General features: G+C 65.2%; 22 protein-coding genes. 11 read left to right on the plus strand and 11 right to left on the minus strand.

What is annotated here, in order from left to right; genetic code table 11:
- Window positions 1-77: 77 nt before the first annotated feature.
- From C8J33_RS22560 to C8J33_RS22600, 9 genes are all read left to right on the plus strand, one after another.
- On the plus strand, window positions 78-1,448 hold the full coding sequence (locus tag C8J33_RS22560; protein ID WP_110801917.1) for an LLM class flavin-dependent oxidoreductase: 1,371 nt from the start codon (window positions 78-80) through the stop codon (window positions 1,446-1,448).
- A gap of 218 nt (window positions 1,449-1,666) precedes the next feature.
- Entirely contained in the window at window positions 1,667-1,876 is a 210-nt protein-coding gene (locus C8J33_RS22565; RefSeq protein ID WP_110801916.1) for a hypothetical protein, read from the plus strand.
- 43 nt (window positions 1,877-1,919) lie between these two features.
- Window positions 1,920-2,603: an RBBP9/YdeN family alpha/beta hydrolase gene (locus C8J33_RS22570; protein WP_132665423.1), complete on the plus strand. Its 684-nt coding sequence runs from the start codon at window positions 1,920-1,922 to the stop codon at window positions 2,601-2,603.
- A gap of 165 nt (window positions 2,604-2,768) precedes the next feature.
- A complete protein-coding gene (locus C8J33_RS22575; RefSeq protein ID WP_165929862.1) occupies window positions 2,769-3,299 on the plus strand; it encodes a YcnI family protein in 531 nt (176 codons plus the stop codon).
- A 127-nt stretch (window positions 3,300-3,426) separates the two neighbouring features.
- The gene (locus tag C8J33_RS22580; RefSeq protein WP_165929863.1) at window positions 3,427-5,091 is read left to right on the plus strand and encodes a copper resistance CopC/CopD family protein; all 1,665 of its coding nucleotides are present in this window, start codon (window positions 3,427-3,429) and stop codon (window positions 5,089-5,091) included.
- Between the two features lie 209 nt (window positions 5,092-5,300).
- Complete coding sequence (locus tag C8J33_RS22585; RefSeq protein WP_132665426.1) at window positions 5,301-6,137, plus strand: MetQ/NlpA family lipoprotein; 837 nt, start codon at window positions 5,301-5,303, stop codon at window positions 6,135-6,137.
- 84 nt (window positions 6,138-6,221) lie between these two features.
- Entirely contained in the window at window positions 6,222-7,328 is a 1,107-nt protein-coding gene (locus C8J33_RS22590) for a methionine ABC transporter ATP-binding protein (protein WP_132665427.1), read from the plus strand.
- Entirely contained in the window at window positions 7,309-7,962 is a 654-nt protein-coding gene (locus tag C8J33_RS22595) for a methionine ABC transporter permease (protein WP_110730504.1), read from the plus strand. Before C8J33_RS22590 ends, C8J33_RS22595 begins: the two co-directional genes overlap by 20 nt.
- Window positions 7,963-8,039: 77 nt before the next feature.
- Window positions 8,040-9,368 carry an LLM class flavin-dependent oxidoreductase gene (locus tag C8J33_RS22600; RefSeq protein ID WP_422038904.1) on the plus strand — a complete coding sequence of 443 codons (1,329 nt, stop codon included), beginning with the start codon at window positions 8,040-8,042 and terminating at the stop codon, window positions 9,366-9,368.
- A 15-nt stretch (window positions 9,369-9,383) separates the two neighbouring features.
- Here the strand turns inward: C8J33_RS22600 and C8J33_RS22605 are convergent, their stop codons facing one another.
- From C8J33_RS22605 to betA, 10 genes are all read right to left on the minus strand, one after another.
- Window positions 9,384-10,916 carry a cation:proton antiporter gene (locus C8J33_RS22605; RefSeq protein ID WP_132665429.1) on the minus strand — a complete coding sequence of 511 codons (1,533 nt, stop codon included), beginning with the start codon at window positions 10,914-10,916 and terminating at the stop codon, window positions 9,384-9,386.
- A gap of 174 nt (window positions 10,917-11,090) precedes the next feature.
- The gene (locus tag C8J33_RS22610; protein WP_110801908.1) at window positions 11,091-12,182 is read right to left on the minus strand and encodes an alpha/beta hydrolase family esterase; all 1,092 of its coding nucleotides are present in this window, start codon (window positions 12,180-12,182) and stop codon (window positions 11,091-11,093) included.
- A gap of 118 nt (window positions 12,183-12,300) precedes the next feature.
- The gene (locus tag C8J33_RS22615) at window positions 12,301-13,455 is read right to left on the minus strand and encodes an amidohydrolase (protein ID WP_110801907.1); all 1,155 of its coding nucleotides are present in this window, start codon (window positions 13,453-13,455) and stop codon (window positions 12,301-12,303) included.
- 75 nt (window positions 13,456-13,530) lie between these two features.
- Window positions 13,531-13,977 (minus strand): Cu(I)-responsive transcriptional regulator, encoded by a 447-nt coding sequence (cueR, locus tag C8J33_RS22620; RefSeq protein ID WP_110801906.1) that lies wholly within the window; start codon window positions 13,975-13,977, stop codon window positions 13,531-13,533.
- On the minus strand, window positions 13,974-16,475 hold the full coding sequence (locus C8J33_RS22625; RefSeq protein WP_132665430.1) for a heavy metal translocating P-type ATPase: 2,502 nt from the start codon (window positions 16,473-16,475) through the stop codon (window positions 13,974-13,976). Before C8J33_RS22625 ends, cueR begins: the two co-directional genes overlap by 4 nt.
- A gap of 110 nt (window positions 16,476-16,585) precedes the next feature.
- Window positions 16,586-16,792, minus strand: coding sequence for a heavy-metal-associated domain-containing protein (locus C8J33_RS22630; protein WP_132665431.1), 207 nt, complete (start codon window positions 16,790-16,792; stop codon window positions 16,586-16,588).
- Between the two features lie 85 nt (window positions 16,793-16,877).
- Window positions 16,878-18,446: a sulfate adenylyltransferase subunit CysN gene (cysN, locus tag C8J33_RS22635; protein WP_132665432.1), complete on the minus strand. Its 1,569-nt coding sequence runs from the start codon at window positions 18,444-18,446 to the stop codon at window positions 16,878-16,880.
- The gene (gene cysD / locus C8J33_RS22640) at window positions 18,446-19,399 is read right to left on the minus strand and encodes a sulfate adenylyltransferase subunit CysD (protein ID WP_110801902.1); all 954 of its coding nucleotides are present in this window, start codon (window positions 19,397-19,399) and stop codon (window positions 18,446-18,448) included. The genes cysN and cysD overlap by 1 nt, the downstream gene beginning before the upstream one ends.
- Before the next feature lie 46 nt (window positions 19,400-19,445).
- The gene (locus C8J33_RS22645) at window positions 19,446-20,216 is read right to left on the minus strand and encodes a phosphoadenylyl-sulfate reductase (RefSeq protein WP_132665433.1); all 771 of its coding nucleotides are present in this window, start codon (window positions 20,214-20,216) and stop codon (window positions 19,446-19,448) included.
- A gap of 175 nt (window positions 20,217-20,391) precedes the next feature.
- Window positions 20,392-22,032, minus strand: coding sequence for a choline dehydrogenase (gene betA, locus C8J33_RS22650; protein WP_132665434.1), 1,641 nt, complete (start codon window positions 22,030-22,032; stop codon window positions 20,392-20,394).
- On the opposite strand from betA, the gene C8J33_RS22655 reads away from it, so the two are divergent.
- Together C8J33_RS22655 and C8J33_RS22660 are read left to right on the plus strand one after the other, a co-directional pair.
- Window positions 22,004-22,342 (plus strand): cytotoxic translational repressor of toxin-antitoxin stability system, encoded by a 339-nt coding sequence (locus C8J33_RS22655; RefSeq protein WP_245507251.1) that lies wholly within the window; start codon window positions 22,004-22,006, stop codon window positions 22,340-22,342. The genes betA and C8J33_RS22655 overlap by 29 nt on opposite strands.
- A 6-nt stretch (window positions 22,343-22,348) precedes the next feature.
- Window positions 22,349-22,717 carry a helix-turn-helix domain-containing protein gene (locus tag C8J33_RS22660; RefSeq protein WP_132665435.1) on the plus strand — a complete coding sequence of 123 codons (369 nt, stop codon included), beginning with the start codon at window positions 22,349-22,351 and terminating at the stop codon, window positions 22,715-22,717.
- Here C8J33_RS22660 and betB read toward each other — a convergent pair.
- Window positions 22,711-24,174, minus strand: a complete 1,464-nt coding sequence (betB, locus tag C8J33_RS22665) for a betaine-aldehyde dehydrogenase (protein ID WP_132665436.1) — start codon at window positions 24,172-24,174, stop codon at window positions 22,711-22,713. The two genes, C8J33_RS22660 and betB, sit on opposite strands and share 7 nt — an antisense overlap.
- Window positions 24,175-24,189: the final 15 nt, after the last annotated feature.

Genomic DNA, 24,189 nt, shown 5'->3' on the forward strand with positions numbered 1-24,189 from the left:
CGGGCCTTGTGCAGCCCTTGCGTCTTGATCTTGCCGTGCCATCGGGCGAAAACGCGTGCCACCACCGGGAGCGCACGATGACGACCGATAAGAAGCAGATCCTCTTCAACGCCTTCGGCATGAATTGCGTCGGCCATATCAATCATGGTCTCTGGACCCATCCGCGCGACCAGTCGCATCTCTATACGACGCTGCCCTACTGGACCTCGCTGGCCCGCACGCTGGAGCGCGGGCTGTTCGACGGGTTGTTTCTTGCCGATATCATCGGGGTCTACGATGTCTATGGCGGGTCGGCGGATCTTACCCTTCGCGAGGCGATCCAGCTGCCGGTCAACGACCCCGCCATGCTGATCTCGGCCATGGCGGCGGTGACGGAGAACCTCGGCTTCGGCGTCACGGCCAACCAGAGCGCGGAAGCGCCGTATCTGTTCGCCCGCCGCTTCTCGACGCTCGATCACCTGACGCAGGGGCGCATCGGCTGGAACATCGTCACCGGCTATCTCGACAGCGCGGCGCGGGCGCTTGGAGACACGGGCCTCGCCGAACATGACAGTCGCTACGACCGCGCCGACGACTATATGGAGGTGCTCTACAAGCTGTGGGAGGGAAGCTGGGCGGACGATGCCGTGCGGCGCGACAAGGCGGCGCGGATCTATGCCGATCCCGCCCGCGTCCGGCCCATCGCCCATGACGGACCCTATTACCGCTCGCATGGCATCCACCTTGCCGAGCCGTCGCGCCAGCGCACGCCGCTTCTCTACCAGGCGGGAACCTCCGGCCGCGGTCGGGCCTTTGCCGCCCGTCACGGAGAGTGCATCTTCATCACCGCCACCAGTCCCGCTGCGGCGCGGAAGACGGCCCGGCAGTTGCGGCAGGAGGCAGCCGATGCCGGGCGGGGCGCGGATGCGCTGCGCATCTTCGTGGGCATCACCATCGTCACCGGCGAGACGGGCGCCATCGCCCGCGAGAAGCACGCGGACTATCTGGCGCATGCCAATCCGGAGGCGGGGCTCGCGCATTTCTCGGCCAGCACCGGCATCGATTTCGCGCAATACGACCTCGATGCGCCGATCACCTATGGCGTGTCGAATGCCAGCCAGTCGGCGGTCGAGGTCGCCCGGGCTGCCGGGTGGACCCGCCGGCGCATTCTGGAGGAGGCCGCGCTCGGGGGCCGCTATCCGGTGCTGGTGGGCACGGGGGCGGAGGTCGCCACGGCTCTTGGCCAATGGGTCGAGGAGGGCGAGATCGACGGCTTCAATATCACCCGCACGGTGGTGCCGGAGAGCTACGAGGACGTGATCGACCATGTCGTGCCGGTCCTGCAGGAGCGCGGACTTTACAAGACGGCCTATGGCGAGGGCTCGTTCAGAAACCGCCTGTTCGGCCGGGGCGACCGGCTGCCCGACACGCATGTCGGGGCCTCGCATCGGTGGCCGAGCGCAACATAAACCTCCTGTTCCGGGTTTGGCGGCCTCTGCGGAAAAACAGTTTCCATGAGGCGCGTGCAACGCCAATTCCTTTCTACCAAAATTGTAGACTAAAGGGTTTGATGGCAGAGCAGCCGGTATGGCGCCGGTTTGCAGGTGGTCGCTTTCAACACGACTGCTTGCGGCCCGGACCGTTTCCCGGGGGCTGTGTTCGGCACCAACCCAACGAGGTAAGAGCGATGATGGCCATCCTGAAATCGAGCATCGAGGCTTTTCGAAGCGGCGGCATCCCCGGCGTCGGGTCCGGTGCGGCGGAGACCCGCCTATCGTCGAGCGAGCGTGAGACGTCCGAGCGGAGCTGGCAGGATGAGGGCGGCGACGCGCGGCGATCGTCGCATCGTTCCGAAGAGATGTTCTACTGGGGCATGGCTGGTGGGCCATGGTACTAGGCTCCTGTTCTCAGGAAAGCGCCTGTTTCGGGCGGCATCCCGGATGACGAGGGTCGAGAGCGCAGGCCCGATCTCGACCCAGACCCAGGCGCCCACCGGCGGTGCGGTCCAGACCCTGATCGTTCCCGGCCTTTTCGGATCCGGCGAAGGCCACTGGCAGAGGGTCTGGCACGAGGACCGGCCGCAGACGCGCATGCTGCAGCAGGCGGACTGGGAGCATCCGGACCTCGAAACCTGGCTTGCGGCACTGGATGCCGCGGTCGAGGCGGGCGGCGAGACCTACATCGTCGCCCACAGCCTCGGTTGCCTTCTGACGGCGCATTTTAGCCGGCGCCCGTCGGCCCGGAACGTGAAAGGCGCCTTTCTCGTCGCGCCCTGCGATCTCCGGCGAACCGAGGCGCTGCATCCGGGACGTCTCGCCTTCGATGCGGTTCCCACCATGCCCTTGCCCTTTCCGAGCCTCATCATCGGCAGCCTCAACGATCCCTACATCACGCCGGGCGAGCTCGATCGGCTGAGGGACGACCTCGAAGCGCCGCTTCATACGATCGGCGCCGCCGGACATATCAACATCGCCAGCGGCTATGGCCGGTGGGCACAGGGCTATGCGCTGTTCGATGCGTTCAGGGCGGATGTCGAGGGCCGTTCGGCCAGCGCGCGGTCCGCCCACGGCGCGGCAGCGGACGAGCAGCCAGCTTTCACCGAGCGATCCGCCGCCTACCGGTAACAGGCGCACCGCGCCGGATAGCCGCAGGCCGTCGGTTCCGGCTCGTCTTCCCTGAAGCCTGGTCACGCGCTAGATCTGACCCTATCCGATGTCGCGCTCCCGTCGATGTCGTGCGTCTCGATATGGCAGTGGTCTGCGATGCGAAGACGCAGAAAGAGGCAGACGATGAGGCATCTCGAGCAAACTTCCCGAAGCGCCGCGTGGCACCGCATTCGGTCCATGTGTGTCACGGGGCTTGCGGCCTGCCTCGCTCTCGCTGCAGGACCGGCAGCGGCGCATGTCACCATCGCGGCGAAAGGCGTGAAGGCCGGGCAGACGACGACCTTCGTGCTGAAGATTCCGCATGGCTGCGCCGGCGCGGCGACGACCGGCCTGCGGGTTGCCGTGCCCGGCGAGCTTTCCGACATCGCGCCGCAGGACAAGGCCGGCTGGACGGCGGTGGTGACGCCTTCTGCCGGAGGAGCCGGTGCGAGCGCGAAACGGGCACAGATCGCCTGGACGGGTGGCACGATCGCTGCGGTTGATCATGCGGAGTTCGCTTTCAAGGCAAAGGTCGCCGCGGATGCGAAGGGGCGGATCTATGTGCCGATCGTCCAGCAGTGCGGCGATGCCGCCGAGCGCTGGATCGAAATTCCCGAAAGTCCGGACGCCGCCGAACCGGGCAAGCCGGCTCCCGCCTTCGATGTGAAGCCCTGACCTGCCGGTGTCGGGTCGGAAAACCGGCATTGCGGAGCACCGCACTTTGATGACGCGCCGGCGTGGGCGAAGCGGACTGCGTTCGTCATTTCCACCGCTGCGCTTCGAGGCAGGAGGCATCAGCAAAATGATCGCCGCTAAGGCGTTGCCGGACTGTTGTTGCAAGCCGCTCGTGTCCAGCCTCGTCATGTTCACGACAGTGCTGCTGCTTCTGCTGGTGAGCGCGGGGGGCGCCTTTGCGCATGCTCAGCTCGTCGCGTCCGATCCGGCGGATGGTGAAGTTCTCGCGGCAGCGCCACGTCAGATCGTGCTGACGTTTTCCGAGCCGGTGGATCCCCTCGTTTTCCGGTTGAGCGACCCTGTGGGACAAATGGAAATGCTCCCCGTGGTCCGCTCCGACACGACGCGGCTCGTCGTGACGCTTCCTTCCGGGCTTGTCCCCGGCACGCACAGCCTGTCGTGGCGCGTGACGTCTGCGGACGGGCATCCGATTGGCGGCGGATTGTTGTTTTCCGTCGGCAAAGCCAGTGCGAGCGGGCCGGGCCGGGCGTCGGCGATCGACCCGGTTACAGCGGCCGGTCTCTGGGCGTCCCGCCTGCTGGCCATGACCGGCCTCGTCATCGGTGTTGGCGGGGCGGGATGGGCGGCCCTGCTTTTCCGTCCGTGTCATCTCAGCGGAAATGCCGTTCCGGACAGTTCCTCGCTCATTGCGCTCTCCCTTTGGCTCGGCATTGCCGCCACACCGATCTGGATTGCGTTTCAGGGCTTCGATGCCCTCGGAGAGGCGCCGGGCGGATGGGTATCGGCTGCGGTCTGGTCCGCCGGCTTCACGGCCACCGCCTATGGTCGGGCTGCATTGGTCGGCGCCGCAGCCATGGTCGCGGCACTGGTGTCGCTCCGCGTCCGCCATGTTCGTCTCCGCCTCGGGCTTTCCGGGCTCGCCTTCGCGCTGGCGGGTCTTGCGGCGGCGATGGCGGGGCATGCCGTAACGGCACCGCCGCGTCTCGCCACCGTTCCCGCGATCGTGCTTCATATGCTCGCCGCCATGGCTTGGATCGGTGGTCTCCTGCCGCTTCTGGCAGCGCTCGGCGGTTCCAGCCGGCCGTCTCCCGATCGTCCGGCACTTCTTCTATTCTCGCGTCTCATCCCGTTTGTTCTGGCGGTGCTCGTTGGCTCGGGTCTGCTGCTCGCTGTCGTGCAGGTGAAGACGCTGTCGAACCTGTGGGCGACGGCTTACGGCCAGGTGCTGCTCGCCAAACTTGCCATCGTCGCGCTTTTGATTTTCCTGGCGGCGGCCAATCGCTTCTTCTGGACCCGCCCCGCGTCAAAGGGATCGCCCCACGCCTTGCGTCTTCTCCGGCGCAGTATCCTCGCGGAGGTCGTGCTCGGCACGCTGGTGCTCGCGATTCTCGGCCTCTGGCGCTTTACGCCGCCACCCCGGGCACTGGCGTCTTCGTTTCCGCTCGTTCAGGAGCGGCAGGTCGCGGAACAGGGCCTGATGGCGACGCTCTCGATCACACCGGCGCGGACAGGTCCGGTTCGTGTTTCTTTGCGGGACCTGATGCTCGACGGGCATTCCATCGATCCGATGTCGGTCACGGTGGAACTCGACAATCCCGCCAACGGCATCGGCCCCTTCACGCGCGAGGCCCGGCGCGGCGCGGACGAGGCTTTTCAGGCGGATGGCTTCGTGCTGCCGGTCGGGGGTGTCTGGAACGCTCGGGTGACCGTGCTGGTCGATGATTTCACCTCGGTCATGATGACGAGCCGCTTTGACATCGCCGCACCGTGATGCCTCGTATGCAGACGCCGGCGCTCTATAGAAACATCGGCTTACCGAGCGTCCAGAATGAGTTTGCGTGACGGCCCGAGACTTTGGACCAAATTTCTCCCGCAGTGCCGATCGGCAGGCCATCCTTCGTTGCTTCATATGGCAGCATTTGCAATTTTTCAGGGCACTCTCTAAAGCGTCCTCCTCCCAAGACCGAAAGCAGACCCGTCATGAAGAAAACCTTGGCCGCCCTTATCGAAAAGACCGCCTTCACCCGGCGCGCCGGCCTCGCGCTTGCCGTTGCCGCCGTCGTCTCCGTCGGGCCGACGCCGGTTCTGGCGCAGGACAAGACCTCCGTGAAGGTCGGAATCATGAGCGGTGAGGACGAGGACGTCTGGCGCGTCGTCGTTGCCGAAGCCGGCAAGAAGGGCCTGTCGGTCGAGACCGTCGTCTTCAACGACTATACCCAGCCGAACGAGGCGCTGGAGCGCGGCGAAATCGACGCCAACGCCTTCCAGCATCTTCCCTATCTCGAAAACCAGATCAAGCAGCACGGCTACAAGATCACGCCGGCTGGCTATACCGGCGTCTGGCCGATCGGTGTCTATTCGCGCAAGACGTCCAAGATCGCGGATCTGGCAGAAGGCGCCGTTGTCGGCGTGCCGAACGATCCGTCGAACGAGGGGCGTGCCCTGCGCGTGCTGCAGAACGAAGGCCTGATCAAGCTCAAGGAGGGTACGGGCATTCTCGCGACGATCACCGATATCGAGGAAAACCCGAAGAAGCTCGAAATCAAGGAGCTGGATGCCGGCATCGTCGGTCGCTCCATCGACGATCTCGACGCGGCTGTCGTCAATACGGACTGGGCGCTGAAGAGCGGCTTGACGCCGGAAAACCGGATCGCGCAGGAGCCGGTGGACGGCAATCCCTACCGCAACTTCATCGCGGTGAAGGAAGACCAGAAGGATGCGCCCTGGGTGAAGACGCTGGTGTCGTCCTACCAGAACGAGACGGTGAAGGCCGAATTCGACCGTGTGTACAAGGGCACGGGCATCAGCGCATACTAACGCTCACTGCGTGAGAGACACAAAACGGCTCGCGGCCCCGGCTGCCGCGAGCCGTTCGCCGTTGCGGCGAGGAAGGACTTGATAATGACAATCACTGCCAGCGCGACAGCCAGGGACGTCTTGGCTGACGCTGACCGCCAGGAGACATCCGATATCGGGCAGCGTGCCGCAGATGCCCCCGTCGTGCGGCTCGATGGCGTCTTCCGCCATTTTGGCGAGACGGCGGCGCTCGACGGCATTTCCCTTTCGGTGCGCAAGGGCGAGGTGCTCGGCATTATCGGCCGCAGCGGTGCCGGCAAATCGACGCTGATCCGCTGCCTGAACGGGCTGGAACGCCCCGATCGCGGGACGATCGAGATCGAGGGCCGCGATATTACCGGACTTTCGGAAGCCGAACTTCAGCCCCTGCGCCGCCGTATCGGCATGATCTTCCAGCACTTCAATCTGCTTTCGGCCAAGACCGTCGCTGAAAACGTCATGCTGCCGCTGAAGATCGAGGGCATGCCCCGGGCGGAACGGCGCAAGCGCGCGGCGGATCTGCTGGATCTTGTCGGCCTCTCGGCCAAGGCCGATGCCTATCCGTCGGCGCTTTCGGGTGGGCAGAAGCAGCGCGTCGGCATCGCCCGGGCGCTGGCCGCGCGGCCGGCGCTGTTGCTCTCCGACGAGGCGACGTCCGCGCTCGATCCGGAAACGACGGCGTCGATCCTCGCGCTCCTGAAGGACATTAACACGCGTCTCGGCCTGACAATCCTGCTCATCACCCATGAGATGGAGGTTGTGCGCGGCGTCGCCGACCGCGTGGCGGTGATCGATGCCGGGAAGATCGTCGAGGATGGGCCGGTCTGGTCGGTATTTTCAGATCCGAAGGCGGCAACCACGAAGAGCCTTCTCGGCGCCATCCGTCCCAGCCTGCCGCCGGCCATCGGCACGGCGCTTGCGGCGAGCGGCGAGACGGTCCTCAGCGTCGATCTCGTCGGCCCGGAGGCCGCGACGCTGCTTCCCGCGCTGTCCATCGAACTGGGTGCGCCCATTCGCCTCGTGCATGGCGGTATCGATCATATCCAGGGACAGTCGGTCGGCCGCTTCTTCATCACACTTCCTGCCAGCGCCTCGCTGCCGCAGGCGATCGCTTTTCTGACGCGCCACGGCGCCCATGTGGAGACCACGGGTCATGTCGCCGATCATGTTTGATCTTCTGATGCGGTCTCTCTGGGAGACCGTGCTGATGACGCTCGCCTCCGGCATCATCTCGCTGGTCGCCGGCCTGCCGCTCGGCCTTGCCCTCGTCATGACCGGCAAGGGCGGCATATCGGAGAACCTGTGGGTCAACCGCGTGCTCGGCGCCGTCGTCAACGGATTCCGCTCGGTGCCGTTCATCATTCTCCTCGTGGCGCTGATCCCCGTCACGCGCTTCATCGTCGGCAGTTCCATTGGAACCTGGGCTGCGATCGTGCCGCTCTCGATCGCCGCGACACCCTATTATGCGCGCATCGCGGAGGTGTCGCTGCGCGAGGTGGATCGCGGGCTGATCGAGGCGGTGCGCTCCATGGGCGGCAATCGCTGGACGATCGTGCGCGAAGTCCTGTTGCCCGAGGCGCTGCCCGGCATCGTCGCCGGCTTCACCGTCACGCTCGTCACGCTGATCGGTGCCTCGGCCATGGCCGGTGCCATCGGTGCCGGCGGACTCGGCGATCTCGCCATCCGCTACGGCTACCAGCGCTTCGAGACTACGGTCATGGTCGCGGTCGTCGTGGTGCTCATCGTGCTTGTCTGCGCCATCCAGTGGCTCGGCGACCGTCTGGTCGATCGCCTGGACCATCGCTGACACCTTCGCCGTTTCCGCCGCCGTTTCCGCTTCAAGGCCCGTGATGTTATCGCCGGGCGAACCCAAGGGAAGTGCCCATGTCCAAGCAGATGCATCTCGGCGCCTTCATGCGGCCTGTCAGCCTGCACACCGGTGCCTGGCGTTATCCCGGGTCCGCACCGGACGCGAATTTCAGCTTCAAGCATCTGAAGCGCTTCGCGCAGACGCTGGAGGCCGCGAAGTTCGACGCCTTCTTCATGGCCGATCACCTTGCCGTGCTCAACATGCCGGTGGAGGCATTGAAGCGCAGCCATACGGTGACGTCGTTCGAGCCATTCACGCTGCTCTCGGCCCTTGCCGCCGTCACCGAGCGGATCGGTCTCGTGGCCACCGCCTCGACCACGTTCGATGCGCCCTATCACATCGCCCGGCGCTTCGCCTCGCTCGATCATATCAGCGACGGCCGTGCCGGCTGGAACATCGTCACGACGTCGAACCCCGATGCCGCGCTCAATTTCGGCCTGGACGAGCATGTGGAGCATGGTGAGCGCTATCGCCGGGCGCGCGAGTTCTTCGACGTCGTCACCGGCCTCTGGGACAGTTTTGCCGACGATGCCTTCCTGCGCGATCAGGAAAGCGGACTGTTCTTCGACCCCGAGCGGATGCATGTGCTCGACCATCACGGGCCGAGCCTCGATGTGCGTGGCCCGCTCAACATCGCCCGTCCGCCGCAGGGCTGGCCCGTCATCGTGCAGGCGGGACAATCCGAGCCCGGTCGCCAGCTTGCCGCGGAAACGGCCGAGGTGATCTTCGCCGCGCCGCGCGATCTCGCAGGCGGGCAGGAGCTTTTTGCCGATATCAAGGGGCGGCTGGAAGCGCTTGGCCGGTCCCGGGACCATCTGAAGATCCTGCCGGCCGCCTTCATCATCATCGGCGATACGATCGAGGAGGCGAAGGCCAAGCGCGCGTTGCTCGACAGTCTGGTGCATTTCGAAAGCGGCATCGCCTCCCTGTCGATCGCGCTCGGCCTCGACGCTTCGGGCTTTCCTCTCGATGCGCCGCTGCCGCGCGACCTTCCCGAAACGAATGCCAGCAAGACGGGCCGCCAGCAGGTGCTGAAGCTTGCCGAAGCCGAGAGGCTGACCGTGCGGCAGCTGGCGCAGCGCTATGGCGGCTATTCCGGCCTTGCTTTCGTCGGCACACCGGAAAGTGTTGCCGACGAGATGGAGACATGGATCGACGCGGAAGGGTCGGATGGCTTCAACGTGGTCTTCCCCTACCTGCCGCAAGGGCTCGATGATGTGGCGCATCGGCTCGTTCCCGAACTCCAGCGGCGCGGCCGGTTCCGTAGGGAATATGAAGGCACGACGCTCCGCGATCACCTCGGCCTGCCGCGTCCCGATAATCGGTTCTTCCCGACCAGGTAACCGCGCACAGCACAGTCAGGTCTCCTCGATGCGTCGCTGGTCGTCGGGCAAGACCGCGAGTTCGCGCCAGTCGATCTCTTCCAGGAGCAGATTGTACTCGTCGACATTGAGCCGGTTGCCGGTTCGCAGTCGCTCCAGTGCCGTGCGCTGGGCGTCGATCGCCTCCAGCGCCAGCGCGCGATAGGCCTGTAGCGCATCGGCACCTTCGGTATCGGCCAGAGCGGCCCGTTCGATGGCGAACTTGGTCCGCACCAGTTCGGCCTCCCGTCCCGTCCGGTCGCCGATCCGGTCGAGCCCGGCCGAGGCGATTTCGAGTCGGAAACCGGTCATGTCGCGGGCGCCCTGTTCGCGCCGGTCGAGCCCGAGCAGCTGGATGAGCGGCGCGAGAGTCAAGCCTTGGAGGACGAGGGTTGCGAGGACCACGGCGAAGGCGGCCAGCAGAACGAGATCCCGCTGCGGGAAATCGGAGGGTAGTGCGAAGGCCGTTGCAAGCGTGACGAGGCCGCGCATGCCGCACCAGGCCGCCAGAACCGACTGCCGCACATCCGTCTGCTCCTCGCCGCTCAGCAAGGCATTGCGAACGCGGTTGAAGCCGATGCAGATGACGAAACGGACCACGATGACGGTGATCACGACGGCAGCGATGAAGCTTGAAGCATGGATCAGTCTCTCGGTCGTCATGCCGCCGATGATATCGCGCACCTGCATGCCCATCAGCAGAAAGGCCATGACGTTGAGCACGAAGACGACCGCGCTCCAGACGGCATAGGACTGCACGCGCATGCGGGCCGAGGAGCGGCTGGTGCTGCTGGTCGCGATGGTCATGGCGAAGGCGACGATGGCGAGCACCGCCGACAGGCCGAGATGTTCGGCGACGATCCAGAGGAGGAATGTCTGGACGAACTGCAGGAGGTTGCCGCCGAGCGTTCCTGCGACATAGCCGGTGACGCGGGCGGAAAACCAGGCGGTGGCCATGCCGAGCAGAATACCGCCCGGCGCGGCGATGACGAAATGCAGCGCAACGGTGGGCCCGAGCCCGCCCGATGTCTGCACCGTAAGCGCCGCGCCGAAGATCAGCAGGGCGGCTGCGTCGTTGAACAGGCTCTCACCGCGCAGAACGGCATCCGTGCTGCGGGGAATGGACATGCCGGAGAGAACGGCGGTCGCGGCCGCGGCATCCGGCGGTGCGACGATGGCGCCGAGCACGAGGGCGGCGGCGATGGGCAGGCCGGCATAGGACCAGCCGATGAAGGCAACGGCGGCAGCAGTCGCCACGACCCCGCCGACGGCAAAGACGATCAACGCCGCCCAGTAGCGCCGCGCGGTGTTGACCGGAAAGTCGAAGGCGGCATCCATGAGGGCCGGCGCGATGAACAGCGCGAGCGCCGTTTCCGGCTCCAGTGCGATATAGGGAACGCCCGGCACGAGCGCCGCCGCAACGCCGGCCATGGCCAGCATCGACGGATACGGCACCGACAGCCGCCGCGAGACCTGCAGCAGCGCGATGGCGACGAGAAGGAGGACGAGAAGGCTCTCGAAGAAGTTCATCGGTTTTGCGTCATCCCCCGATGTCTCCTCTCGCCCCTGCATCGCAGACCGTCCACCGCCCGTTGCCGGCGTCGTGTGACGGGAAGCGCCGACATTGCCTCAGCCGCCGTCAGCGGTCCAGAGAGGGAATGTCGGGAAAGAGAGTTTGCGCAAAGGTTGCTGACGCGAGGCCGCTCATTTCATCAGGCCGGCGGCGCGCAGGGCGTTTTCGATGACGTCCTTGACGCTTTCGGGCTTGACGCTTTCCGGTCTACCGGGCGTTGCGGCAGAGGCCCCGGTTCCGGCCGATGCCGCGGCGCGCGTCTTCTTCTCGAAGGAGGGGATGATGCCCCAGTTGCGGGCGATATGGACCGTCGAGGAGATGCCGACATCCAGCATGTAGGGGCCCGCTTCGCCGTAACCGCTCTGCGGATCGAGCGGCGTGCCGTGGCCCATGCCGCGCACGAGAAAGAGGTCCAGCACCTCGCGCCCTGACCTGTCGACCCAGATGTGCCGCTCCTGCCCATCCACGGTTTCGACCCGCTCCGGACGGTCAACGACGCCGAGCGCGCCGCGCCACTGGTCGATGAGCGCGCCAGCATTGGTGTCGGCGACCGTGCTGTCGGACGTGCCCTGCCAGATCGAGACGGTCGGCCACGGGCCCTTGTGCGGGGATGCGGCGGCGAGCAGGCCTTGTAGCCTGCCTGCGTCCGGCAGGCCATGGCCGCGCATGCGGTCGAAAGCTTCCGGCACGCTGCCGGCAACGGCGTGCGGCAGGCCGGCGATGATGGCGCCGCCTGCGAAGATCTCGGGATAGGTGGCGAGCAGCGAATTCGCCATGGCACCGCCGGCCGACAATCCGGTAACGTAGACGCGGCGCGGATCGACCCCGTGGTCGGATATCATCGTGGCGATCATCTCCCGGATCGAGAGGACCTCGCCGGACCCGCGCGTCACATCGGGTTTGGTAAACCAGTTGAAGCAGAGATTGCCGTTATTGCTGCGGCTCTGTTCGGGGAACAGGACGGCGAAACCATAATCCTCCGCCAGCGCCGACCAGCCGGAGCCGCGATCGTAGCCGGCGGCATTCTGTGTGCAGCCGTGCAAAACGACGACCAGCGGCGGCGCACCTTTCGTCTTTTCAGGTGTGCGGTACCAGGCGGTGAGCGCGCCGGGATTGCTGCCGACGATCTCGAGCGGCTGCAATCCGGACGCGGCAGGCTGCAGACCTTCCGGACGGGCTTTCAGGCGTGCCAGACGCTCGATCGTATCGGATAGTTTTCGCATGGGCCGTCTCCAGGCTCTGGGCCGGACCCGGGACGTATGGGGTGGCGCATGGTGCAGTGCACAACAGATGGGATGCCATCATGGCGAGACAAGGGCACCAGTGGTTCCATGCCCGTATTTACGACAATTCTAATACGTTGTCGATGACACGCAGGAAGATGCGGGCGCCTTGCTCGATCAGAACGTCGGGAAAATCGTAATCGGGATTGTGCAGCGCCGGATGCGCCTCGCCGCTGCCGAGGAACAGCATGGCCGAGGGACCACAGACGGCGAAGCGGCCGAAATCCTCCGAGGCCCGCATCGGCAGCCCCGCCTCGTCGTGGCTGATGTCTTCTTCGGCAAGCGCTTGGCTGAGATGCGCGACGGCTTCCGGAGCATTTTCGCAATGGTGGAAGATATCCTCGTAGCGAAAAGAGAGGGCCAGCCGCTCTTGCGCTGCCGTCTCCGAGATCAGAGCTTCGGCGCGGGCGCAGAGGTCGGCCATGCCGGCATCGGTCAGGGTGCGCAGCGTCGCCCAGACTTCCGCACGGCCGGGCGCGATGCCGAACGCCGGTTCGCCGAGGACGGCATGGGTCAGCGTGACCATGGCGAAGTCCGCCGAGGGAAAGTTGCCCCGGGCCAGATCTGTCAGCTGGGGCATCAGGCGGGAGACGGCGTGCATGGGGGAGATGCCCGTTTCGGGCATGGAGGCGTGCGCCGTCTTGCCGTCGAGAATGACGCGCAGGCCGCGCGAGGCGCAGTTGACGGGCCCGGAGGCGAGCGCGACGTGACCGAGCGGCAGGCCCGGCAGGTTGTGCAGCGAGAAGGATAGATCCGGCCGGATGTCAGTGAAGGCGGGATCGGCGAGCACGGCGGCGGCGCCCGCGCCGGTTTCCTCGGCCGGCTGGAACATCAGCACGACCCGCCCGCGGACGGGCCGCCGGCGTGCAAGGCCGCGAGCGAGCGCTGCCATGATCGCCATATGCCCGTCATGCCCGCAGAGATGCCCCTTGCCGGGGATGTCGGAGCGGTGCGGGGCGTCGGAGATTTCAGGAATCGGCAAGGCGTCCAGCTCGCAACGGAACAGCAGCGTCGGCCCCGGTGTGGTGCCCGAAAAGACCGCCGCCACGCCATGGCCGCCAAGGCCGGTGATGATACGATCGGGCTTCAGCGCCGCCAGATGCGCCTGTACCCGCGCTGCCGTTTGCCGCTCCTCGCCCGAGATTTCCGGGTGGCGGTGCAGGTCGTGCCGGAACGCCACGAGTTCGACCAGATCCCTATCCGTCAGAAACATGCATGCTCTCCCGTTCGGTGCGGCGCCATCATATCGTGTGGAGGCTGCTCGACAATGCCCAAGGTCCGAAAGGGGCTAGCCGATGTTCGCCCGTCCAAAGCGGGCGGAGACCTCCGGCAGGTCTGATTCCGGTGGCGCATCGGCGAAATCGTCGAGGATCGGGCAGTCCGGGCGGCCGTCGCCGTGGCAGTTACTGGCGAGATGGCGCAGCGTTGCGGTCATCGCGGCGATGGCGGCAGCTTTGCGGTCGAGTTCGGCGATGTGTTCGAGCGCAATTGCCTTCACGTCGCCGCTGGCCCTTGCGCGATCATGCCAGAGCGCCAGCAGGGTTTTCATCTGCTCGACGGAAAAGCCGAGATCGCGGGCGCGGCGGACGAAGCGCAGCGTGTGGATGTCGGTGTCTTCGTACGTCCGGTACTGTGCTTCGCTGCGATGTGCAGGCGCGATCAGGCCGATCTGCTCGTAGTAGCGGATCATCTTTGTGGAAACGCCGGAGGCCTTGGAGGCTTCGCCGATATTCATGATGGCGTCCTTTCCGTGTGGATCGCGGGTGAGAAACGGCGCAGGCGCAGGGCATTGCCGAGCACGAAGACGCTGGACAGGCTCATGGCGCCGGCGGCGAGGATCGGGGACAGCAGCATGCCGTTCACGGGGTAGAGAACGCCCGCTGCGACCGGCACCAGGCTGACATTGTAGGCAAACGCCCAGAACAGGTTCTGACGGATGTTGCGGATCGTCGCCTTGCTGATCGCGATGGCGCGCGGCACGCTGGCGAGATCGCCCGACATCAGCACGACATCGGCGCTTTCCATGGCGATGTCGGTGCCTGTCCCGAGCGCGATGCCGATATCGGCTTCCGACAAAGCGGGCGCATCGTTGATGCCGTCGCCGACGAAAGCGACACGGGCGTTTTGCCGGAGCGCCTTCACCGCCTCGACCTTGCCGCCGGGCAGGACGTCCGCGACCACCTCGTCGATGCCGAGCGCGCGGGCAACGGCGTGAGCGGTGCGGCTGTTGTCGCCGGTGATCATCACGACCTTGAGGCCTTCGGCCTTTAGTGCCGCGACGGCGGAGGCGCTGCCGTCTTTCACCGGATCGGACACGGCGATCATGGCCGCCAGCCTGCCGCCGATGGCGGCATAGAGCGGCGACTTGCCGGCATCGCCGAGGGCGGCCGCCTGCGTGGCAAGCGCGGAAACGTCGATGCCGCCTTCGCGCATGGCACGGTCGGAGCCGACCAGCACGGATTCGCCATTGATGGTGCCTTTGACGCCGGAGCCGGGAAGGGCGGCGACATCGGTCACGTTCACCAGGGTGATGCCTTCACGCGTCGCTGAGGCGACGATGGCGGCGGCGATCGGATGCTCGGATCGCGCTTCGAGGCTCGCGATCCGCCGCAGCACTTCGGTTTGCTCAAAGCCCTGCATGAGCACGAAGTCGGTAAGCTCCGGCTTTCCTTGTGTCAGCGTTCCCGTCTTGTCGAAAGCGACGACCTCGACATCGCGCAGGGCCTGCAGCGCGTCGCCCTTGCGAAAGAGGATGCCGAGTTCGGCCGCACGTCCGGTGCCGACCATGATGGAAGTCGGCGTCGCCAGCCCCATGGCGCAGGGGCAGGCGATGATGAGGACGGCGACGGCGTTGATCGTTGCATGGGCAAGCGACGGCGTCGGTCCGAAGATGAGCCATGCCGCGAAGGTCAGGAGCGCTGCGGCAAGCACCGCGGGCACGAAGCGCGCGGTGATGCGGTCCACCATCGCCTGTATTGGCAGCTTCGCGCCTTGCGCCGTCTCGACCATGCGGATGATCTGCGACAGCAGCGTGTCCGCTCCGGTCTTCGTCACGACGAAGGTGAAAGTGCCGGTGCCGTTGATCGTACCGCCGACGACGGACGCGCCCTCGGAGACCGCGACGGGCAAAGGCTCGCCCGTCATCATCGACTGATCGACCAGCGAGCGCCCCTCCACGACCTCGCCATCGACGGGGATCTTCTCGCCGGGGCGGATCAGCACACGATCGCCAGGCTTGACTGCGCCGATAGCGACCTCCACGACGCCGTCCGCCCGGACCACGCGCGCGGTGCGCGCCTGAAGGCCCATCAGCCGTCGGATCGCCTGGCCGGTGCGACCTTTCGCGCGCGCTTCCAGCATCCGGCCGAGCAGGATGAGCGTGACGATGACGGCGGCGGCTTCGAAATAGACATTGTCGGTGCCCGGCGGCAGCACGGATGGCAGGAAGGTGGCGACAACGGAGTAGGACCAGGCGGCCGACGTGCCGAGCACGACCAGCGCATTCATATCGGGCGCAAGCCGCAGCAGATTGGGCACCCCCTTGCGGAAGAAGGTGAGGCCGGGCCCGAAGAGAACCAGCGTTGCCAGCACGAATTGCAGACGGCGGCTCATGTCCATGCCGAGCGTCGCCATCACAGCGTCGTGGATAGCGGGCACGACATGCGAGCCCATTTCGAGGAGGAAGAGCGGCAGGGTGAGCACGGCGGCGGCGGTGAAGGCGCGGGCGAGCCGTCTGGCTTCCCGCGACTGGCGGTCGCCGGCGTCCGTCTCCGGCTGGCCCTCGGCCTGCGGCCGCACGGCGTAACCGGCTTTGACAATGGCGGCCTCGATCGCGGCGATCTCCGTGCCCTCGACCAGCCGGACGGTCGCAGTCTCCATCGCGAGATTGACGCTGGCCTCCTGCACGCCCGGCACAGCTGACAGCGCTTTTTCCACCCGCGCGACGCAGGAGGCGCAGGTCATGCCCTCTATGAGAAACGCGTGGGTGGCAAGCCTTGGCGTATAGCCGGCGGTCTCGATCGCTGCGAAAATCCGTTTCGGTTCAAGGCTTGCGTCATGGGTCACGGTTGCCCGCTCGGTCGCAAGGTTGACGCTGGCGCCAACCACGCCGGGCACGGCGGCAATGGCCTTTTCGACCCGCGCCACGCAGGAGGCGCAACTCATGCCGTCGATGGCAAGCGTCGTCGTCTTCGAGGCGGTAAGGGGTTGTTGAAGCGGGGTATGGGCGGTCATAGGGAGCATCCCTTGTGTTATCTGCCGACATAAGTAGTGCTTCCCATCATGGGAAGGTCAAGGGGCATGACGGGAATGATCGCGTGAAGAGGCGGGGGTAGACGGATTGATCAGAGCGGGGCGCGAAGACCGGGCGTATAGCCGGCGGCCGTGATGGCCGCGGCGATGTCCTCGGTGCTCGCGTCGGTTTTCACATCCACCGTTTTCGTCGTGAGGTTGATGCGCACTTTGGCTTGGTCATCGACGCTGCGGATAGCGTTTTCCACCGTGCTCTTGCAGTGGCCGCAGGTCATGTCGGGTATGTCGAACGCAGTCATGGGGACGTCTCCTTTCAGATACGTCCCCATGATAGGGCTTCCAACGCTTGGAAGGTCAAGGCTTACCTTGAGGTGCCTCCCGGCATCAGCCGTCGAGCGAATCCAGCAGATCCTGCGCGCGCGCGGCCGTAATGCGGCGGACTTCCAGTTCGTCGCGGCGGCCAGTAACGAGGTCGCTGGCAAGGATCCGGTCCGCAAGATCGGCGGGCAGGGACAGGAGGACGCGGGTTTCCTCTGTATGGATGCCGCCCAGCGAAGAGCGCTTGCCCGTGATCATGCCGCCGGCCACTGTATTGTTGGTGTCGGGGTCGATCAGGATGAAGGCGCCCGTCGTGCGGTTCTGCTCGTAGGCGTCGAACATGGCCTGTTCGTCGAAGGCGAGATGCACCTTGCCGATGGCGTTCATGGAGAGCGCGTCGGAGGGCTCCCACTTGCCGCTTTTCAGGTCCAGCTGGCTGACCGGCTCGACGCTGACGCGCTGGCGGCGGGAGCCGCTCTTCAGCCAGTAGCGCTTGTTCGGCTGGATGCCATCCGGCTGCAACGCCACGATCTGTGCGTCGAAGGCGACGCCGCTCTGCGGCTGGCTGTCGATGGCGACGATCATGTCGCCGCGCGATACATCCACCTGACGATCGAGCACGAGCGTGATCGCATCGCCGGCCACGGCCGCGTTGCGAACGAGGTCGAAGGTGACGATCTTGGTGACGTTGGCGACCATACCCGAAGGCAGGATGACGACGCTGTCGCCCGGCTTGACCGAGCCGCCGGCAACGGTGCCCTGATAGCCGCGGAAGCTTTCACCCGGACGCGACACGCGCTGGATCGGCAGGCGGAAGCCGGTCGTCTGGCCGGAGCGGACGGTGGCCAGCTCCAGAACCTCGACCAGCGTCGGGCCGTCATACCAAGGCATGGAGGCGCTGCCGTCATAGACGACGTTCTCGCCCTTCAGCGCGGACACCGGGATGGCCGTGACCTGACGCACGCCGAGCGACAGAGCGAGTTCGCGGAAATCATGGCTGATCGCGTCGAAGCGTGCGCGATCGTAACCGGTCAGGTCGATCTTGTTGACCGCGAGCACGAACTGGCGAATGCCCATCAGCGTGGCGATGGTCGCGTGGCGGCGCGTCTGCTCGAGCAGGCCGACGCGAGCATCGACCAGCAGGATGGCGAGGTCGGCCGTGGAGGCGCCGGTTGCCATGTTGCGTGTATATTGCTCGTGGCCGGGGGTGTCGGCGACGATGAATGAGCGGTTCTCGGTCGCGAAATAGCGATAGGCGACATCGATGGTGATGCCCTGTTCGCGCTCGGCCTGGAGGCCGTCGAGAAGCAGTGCGAAATCCGGCAGGCCGAGATCGTTCTGCTTGCCGCTCGAATCGCGGGCCAGCGTCGCCGCCTGGTCTTCCTTGACGGCCTTCGTGTCCCAGAGCAGCCGGCCGATCAGCGTCGACTTGCCATCGTCCACGCTGCCGCAGGTGATGAGGCGCAGAGGACGGCTGTCGCGCGGCGCGCGCGCTTCGGAGCCGGTGAAGGCCGTGACGTTGCCGGAAGAGACCTTGGTTTCGGCCGTGGTGCGGGGGCCATTCTGCAGGTTTGCCTGATTGCCTGTGGCCTGAGTGCCTGTAGAGTGGCTGCCTGTGGAAGCGGAAACGGTCATCAGAAATATCCTTCGCGTTTTTTCTTCTCCATCGAACCGGACTGGTCCCGATCGATGGCGCGGCCCTGACGTTCGGAGACGGTCGCGGTCTCGAGTTCTGCGATGATGTCGGTCAGCGTGGTGGCGCTGGAACGGATCGCGCCGGTCAGCGGGAAACAGCCGAGCGTGCGAAAACGGATCCGTTCCTGGCGCTTGGCTTCGCCGGGCAGCAGCTCCAGCCGCGGATCTTCCGCAAGGATCATCATGCCGTCGCGCTCGACCACCGGGCGTTCCGCCGCGAAATACAAAGGCACGATCGGAATTTCCTCGGCCTGGATGTAGCGCCAGATATCGACTTCGGTCCAGTTCGACAGCGGGAAGGCGCGCACGCTCTCGCCCTTGCGGATCATGCCGTTATAGACGTTCCACAGTTCCGGGCGCTGGTTGCGCGGGTCCCAGCGGTGGTCGGGCGTGCGGAAGGAGTAGATCCGTTCCTTCGCACGGCTGGCTTCCTCGTCGCGCCGCGCACCACCGAAGGCCGCGTCGAAGCCGCCGGCGTCCAGCGCCTGGCGCAGACCCTCGGTCTTCATGATGTCGGTGTAGAGCGCCGAGCCGTGGGTGAACGGCGTGACGTTCTCGGCCGCACCGCGCGGGTTGATGTGCTCGATCAGGTCGAGGTCGTAACGCTTAACGATCTCGTCGCGGAACGCGATCATCTCGGCGAACTTCCAGCCGGTGTTCACATGCAGCAGCGGAAACGGCACGCGGCCGGGGTAGAACGCCTTGCGCGCAAGGTGCAGGAGAACGGCGCTGTCCTTGCCCACGGAATAGAGCATGACGGGCTTTTCGAACTCGCCGGCCACTTCGCGGAAGATGTGGATGGCTTCGTTTTCGAGCGCCTTGAGATGCGGATCGAGCGGCGGGCGGGCGCTCTGCGGATTGTGAAGTTCCGTTTCCGGAAGCGTGAGGGACATCGGGTCGTCTCCAGTCTCGTTCGGTCGGGGTCAGGCGGGGCGCGCGTCAGGCGGCGCTACCGGCCATAACCTTCTTCGTGTCGGGTATCGGCTGCGAAGCGGCTTCCGCCACGTGCAGACCGCATTCGCGGGTTTCGTCGTTTTCCCACCACCAGCGTCCGGCGCGCTCCGGCTCGCCGGGCTTGATGGCGCGTGTACAGGGCTCGCAGCCGATCGACGGATAACCGCGGGCATGCAGCGGATTGATCGGGATCGCTTCGGCCACGACATAGGCACGGATCGTGTCAATATCCCAATCCGCAAGCGGATTGATCTTGATCAGCCCACGCTCGAGATCGGCTTCGGCAAAGGGCGTCTCGGCGCGGTTGCCGGACTGGCCGCGGCGCAGCCCCGTGACCCAGTAGGTTGCGCCGGCAAGCGCCCGCGCCAAGGGCTTCACCTTGCGCACGCCGCAACAGGCATGGCGCGCCGCGATGCTCTCATAGAAGCCGTTTAGGCCATAACTCGCGGCATAGGCGTCGATATCCGCCTGCTCAGGATGGAAGCGCTTGATGAGGATGCCATAGGTCTCCTCGGTCGTGTCGATCAGCGCAACGGTCTCGTTAAACAGACGGCCTGTTTCGAGCGTGGACACCTCGATATCGAGCTTCGCCGTGCCGATGGCAGCAGTGATCACCTGATCCTCGATGCCAAGGCTGGTGGTGAACACGGCACGCCCGTCGAGAGACGCGACCAGCGCCAGCCTCTCACCAAGGGTGAGACAGTCCAGCTGCCGGGCCAGCGCCGCAGCAGTTGTTTCAAGGGACATGGATGTCATGGGTTATCCTGTAGAGTTACCACCTTTATCGCAGTCTCAGGTGATAAAAGACAGAAAAACGGATTTCCAATGGCAAGGGATCGGAGCAAATATCACTCCGATCCCGCAGGATCGGGAAAAACCACCCGAATACCGGGCAATTTCGGGAAGCCGTTGCGATCTATCGTCCGCCCGTTTACACTCCCGGGTTCACCCACGGCTCTTGGTTGGAACGAGGCAGGGGCTGTTTTCCGAGGATATGGTCGGCGGCCTTTTCGCCGGTCATGATCGAGGGGCCGTTGAGGTTGCCGTAGGTGACGTGCGGGAAGATGGAGCTGTCGGCGACGCGCAGGCCCTCGATGCCGATGACGCGTGTTTCCGGATCCACGACTGCCATCGGATCGTTCGCGTCGCCCATGCGGCAGGTGCCGCAGGGGTGGTAGGCGCTTTCCAGATGTTCGCGCAGGAAGGCGTCGATATCTTCGTCGCTGGTGACGGTCTCGCCCGGCTGGATCTCCGGCCCACGATAGGTGTCGAAGGCCGGCTGGCGGAAGATCTCGCGGGTAAGGCGAACGCAGTGGCGGAACTTCTCCCAGTCCTCCGGATGGCTCATATAGTTGAAGCGGATGACAGGGTCGGCCTTCGGATCGGACGAGCGCAGGGTGACCGCGCCGCGCGACTTCGACAGATTGTAGCCGACATGCACCTGGAAGCCGTGGCTCTTGGCCGCGGCCTTGCCGTCATAGGAGATGGCGACGGGCAGGAAGTGGTACTGGATGTCGGGTTGCTTGAGCCCCGGCGCCGAGCGCAGGAAGGCGCAGGCCTCGAACTGGTTGGAGCTGCCAAGCCCCGTTCGCGTCATCAGCCATTGCGCACCGGCCACGCCCTGCCAGAACCAGGGCAACCAGGAATAGAGGGAGACCGGCTTGGTGGAGACCTGCTGGAAGTAGAACTCCATATGGTCCTGCAGGTTTGCGCCGACGCCCGGACGGTCGGCCTTGACCTCGATGCCCAAGGACTGGAGATGTGCGCCGGGGCCGATGCCGGAGAGCATCAGCAGCTTCGGCGAATTGAACGAGGAGGCGGAGACGATGACCTCGCGTTTCGCTCTGACGATCTCGACCGCGCCGCCGCGCTCGATCTCCACGCCTATGGCACGACCGTTTTCGATCACGACGCGGCGGGCCAGTCCATGGACCAGCGAGACGTTGGGTCGCTTCAGGGCAGGTCGGAGATAGGCGTTGGCGGCCGACCAGCGGCGTCCGTTGTGGATCGTCTGCTCCATCAGGCCGAAGCCTTCCTGCTTGGAGCCGTTATAGTCCTCCGTCATCTCGAAGCCGGCTTGCGAGCCGGCCTTGATGAAGGCGTGGAAGAGAGGGTTCGTTACCGGACCGCGCCGCACGTGAAGCGGTCCATCGGTGCCCCGCCAGCCCTCTTCCCCACCATGGGAATGCTCCATCCGCTTGAAGTAGGGCAGCACGTCGGCATAGGCCCAGCCGCGGGCGCCGAGCGCTTCCCAGCGATTGAAATCCTCGGAATGACCGCGGACATAGACCAGCCCGTTGATCGAGGAAGAGCCGCCGATGACCTTGCCGCGTGGGGCGCTGATGCGGCGATTGTTAAGGTTCGGCTCGGGCTCCGAGTAATACCCCCAATTGTATCGCTTCATGCTCATCGGCCAGGCGAGTGCTGCCGGCATCTGGATGAACGGCCCGATATCGGATCCTCCGGCCTCGATGACGATCACGGTGTTCTTGCAGTCTTCGGACAGGCGGTAGGCGAGCGCGGAGCCGGCGGAGCCGGAGCCGATGATGACGAAATCTGCTTCTGTGATCATGTCAGTGCCGCTCCACTATCGCTGTGCGCTTGTCTGTTTCATAGCTATTGGCTATATTTATTGCATGAAAACGGTGGTGATCTCGAAGCAAGCCGACAAGGTGCTGCAAGCGATGCAGCCTAAACGCAAGGCTGCGATCATCGAGAAAGTCAAAGCTTACGCACATGGCGAGCGGGTCGATATCAAGAAGCTTCAGGGCGAGGATTTGTACCGTATCCGCGTGGGCCAGGATCGGGTGATCATCAATGATCAGGGGCAGATCGTTCTTGTCGTCGGCGCTGGTCCGAGAGGCAGCATTTACAGGGAATGAAGGACGATGGGCGACATTCAGAAACTGACGATCGACGGCAAGGGCTACATTCTTCTTAGTGAAGAAGACTATGAGGATTTGGTCGATAGCCTGGAGGCACATATCGTTCTTGCCCGTATCGCTGCCGGCGAGGAAACCTGGCCGCTCGAGATCGTCGAGGCACGTGCCAATGGCGAGAACTCCATTGCTGTCTTCCGCAAATATCGCGGCCTCACCGTCTCCGGTCTCGCCGCGTCCGCCGGGATCTCGCAGCCCTATCTCTCGGAGATCGAGGGCGGCAAGAAGACCGGGTCGGTCGATGTGCTCAAGCGCATCGCCACGGCTTTGAACGTCGATCTCGACGATCTTGTGATGGAGCGCGACGCCCATCAATAGGGCGCCTCGACCTTGCCCATCGAGACATAGACCGTCTTTAACTCGGTATAGTGCTGGAGAGCAGCAACCGAGTTCTCGCGGCCGAAGCCGGATTGCTTCGAGCCGCCGAAGGGGATTTCGACCGGGCAGAGGTTGTAGGTGTTGATCCAGAGCGTACCGCCTTCCAGGCGATCCACCACGCGGTGGGCGCGGGTGATGTCACTGGTGAAGACGCCTGCGGAGAGGCCGAATTCGGTCGCGTTGGCGCGGGTGATGACCTCGTCCTCATCGTCGAAATCGAGCACACACATGACCGGTCCGAAGATCTCTTCGCGGGCGATCGTCATCGTGTCGGTGACATCGGCAAAGACGGTCGGCTGGATGTAGGTGCCTTCGGCCGGAACGTCGTTGGGGATGGCGCCGCCGGTGACGAGCGTCGCGCCTTCCGCCTTGCCGGTCTCGATATAGGCCAGTACCTTGTCGCGCTGCGGCCGCGAGACCATCGGCCCGAGCTGGGTCGCCTCGTCCATGGGGTCGCCGATCACGATCCTTTCCGTGCGGGCCTTGAGGCCTTCAAGGAACTGTTTCTTGATGCTCTTCTGCACGAAAACGCGCGTGCCGTTGGAGCAGACCTGGCCGGTCGAGTAGAAATTGCCGAGCATCGCGCCGCCGATGGCGCTGTCGAGATCGGCATCCTCGAAAACGATCAGCGGCGACTTGCCGCCGAGCTCCATGGTGACATGCTTCAGCTGGCCGGCCGCGGCGGCCGCGACCTTGCGTCCGGTCGGCACCGAGCCGGTCAGCGACACCTTGCCGACATCGGGGTGGCCGACGAGCAGGGGGCCGGTGTCGCGGTCGCCCTGAATGACGTTGAACAGCCCCTTGGGCAGACCGGCCTCGATGAGGATCTCGGCGATCTTCAACGCGCCGAGCGGCGTGTTCTCCGACGGCTTGAACACCATGGCATTGCCGGAGACGAGCGCCGGTGCCGCCTTCCAGCAGGCGATCTGCTGGGGGTAGTTCCAGGCACCGATGCCGACGCAGACGCCGATGGGCACGCGCTTGGTATAAGCAAAGTCGGCCCCGAGCGGGATGTGTTCGCCGTTCAGCGCCGCTGCCGCAACACCGCCGAAGAACTCGAAGCTGTCGGCGCCGGAGGTGGGGTCGGCGACGATTGTTTCCTGGATCGGCTTGCCGGTGTCGAGCGTTTCCAGTTCCGACAGTTCGCGGTTGCGCGCCCGGATGATGTCGGACGCCTTTTTGAGGATGCGCCCGCGCGCTGTCGGGCTCATGGCCGCCCATTCCGGCTGCGCACGCTTTGCCGCCGCCACGGCCTGCTCGACGATGGCGGGCGTCGCGGCATGAAGCTTTGCGATCACCTCGCCGGTTGCGGGGTAGATACTGTCGAACGGGGTGCCCGCGGTATCCTCGACATAGGCGCCATCGATGAAGTGGGAGGCTTTCGGCTGGGCTCTCATGGGGTCTTGTCCTTC

Source organism: Rhizobium sp. PP-CC-3G-465 (assembly GCF_004343445.1).
Lineage (GTDB): Bacteria > Pseudomonadota > Alphaproteobacteria > Rhizobiales > Rhizobiaceae > Ferranicluibacter > Ferranicluibacter rubi.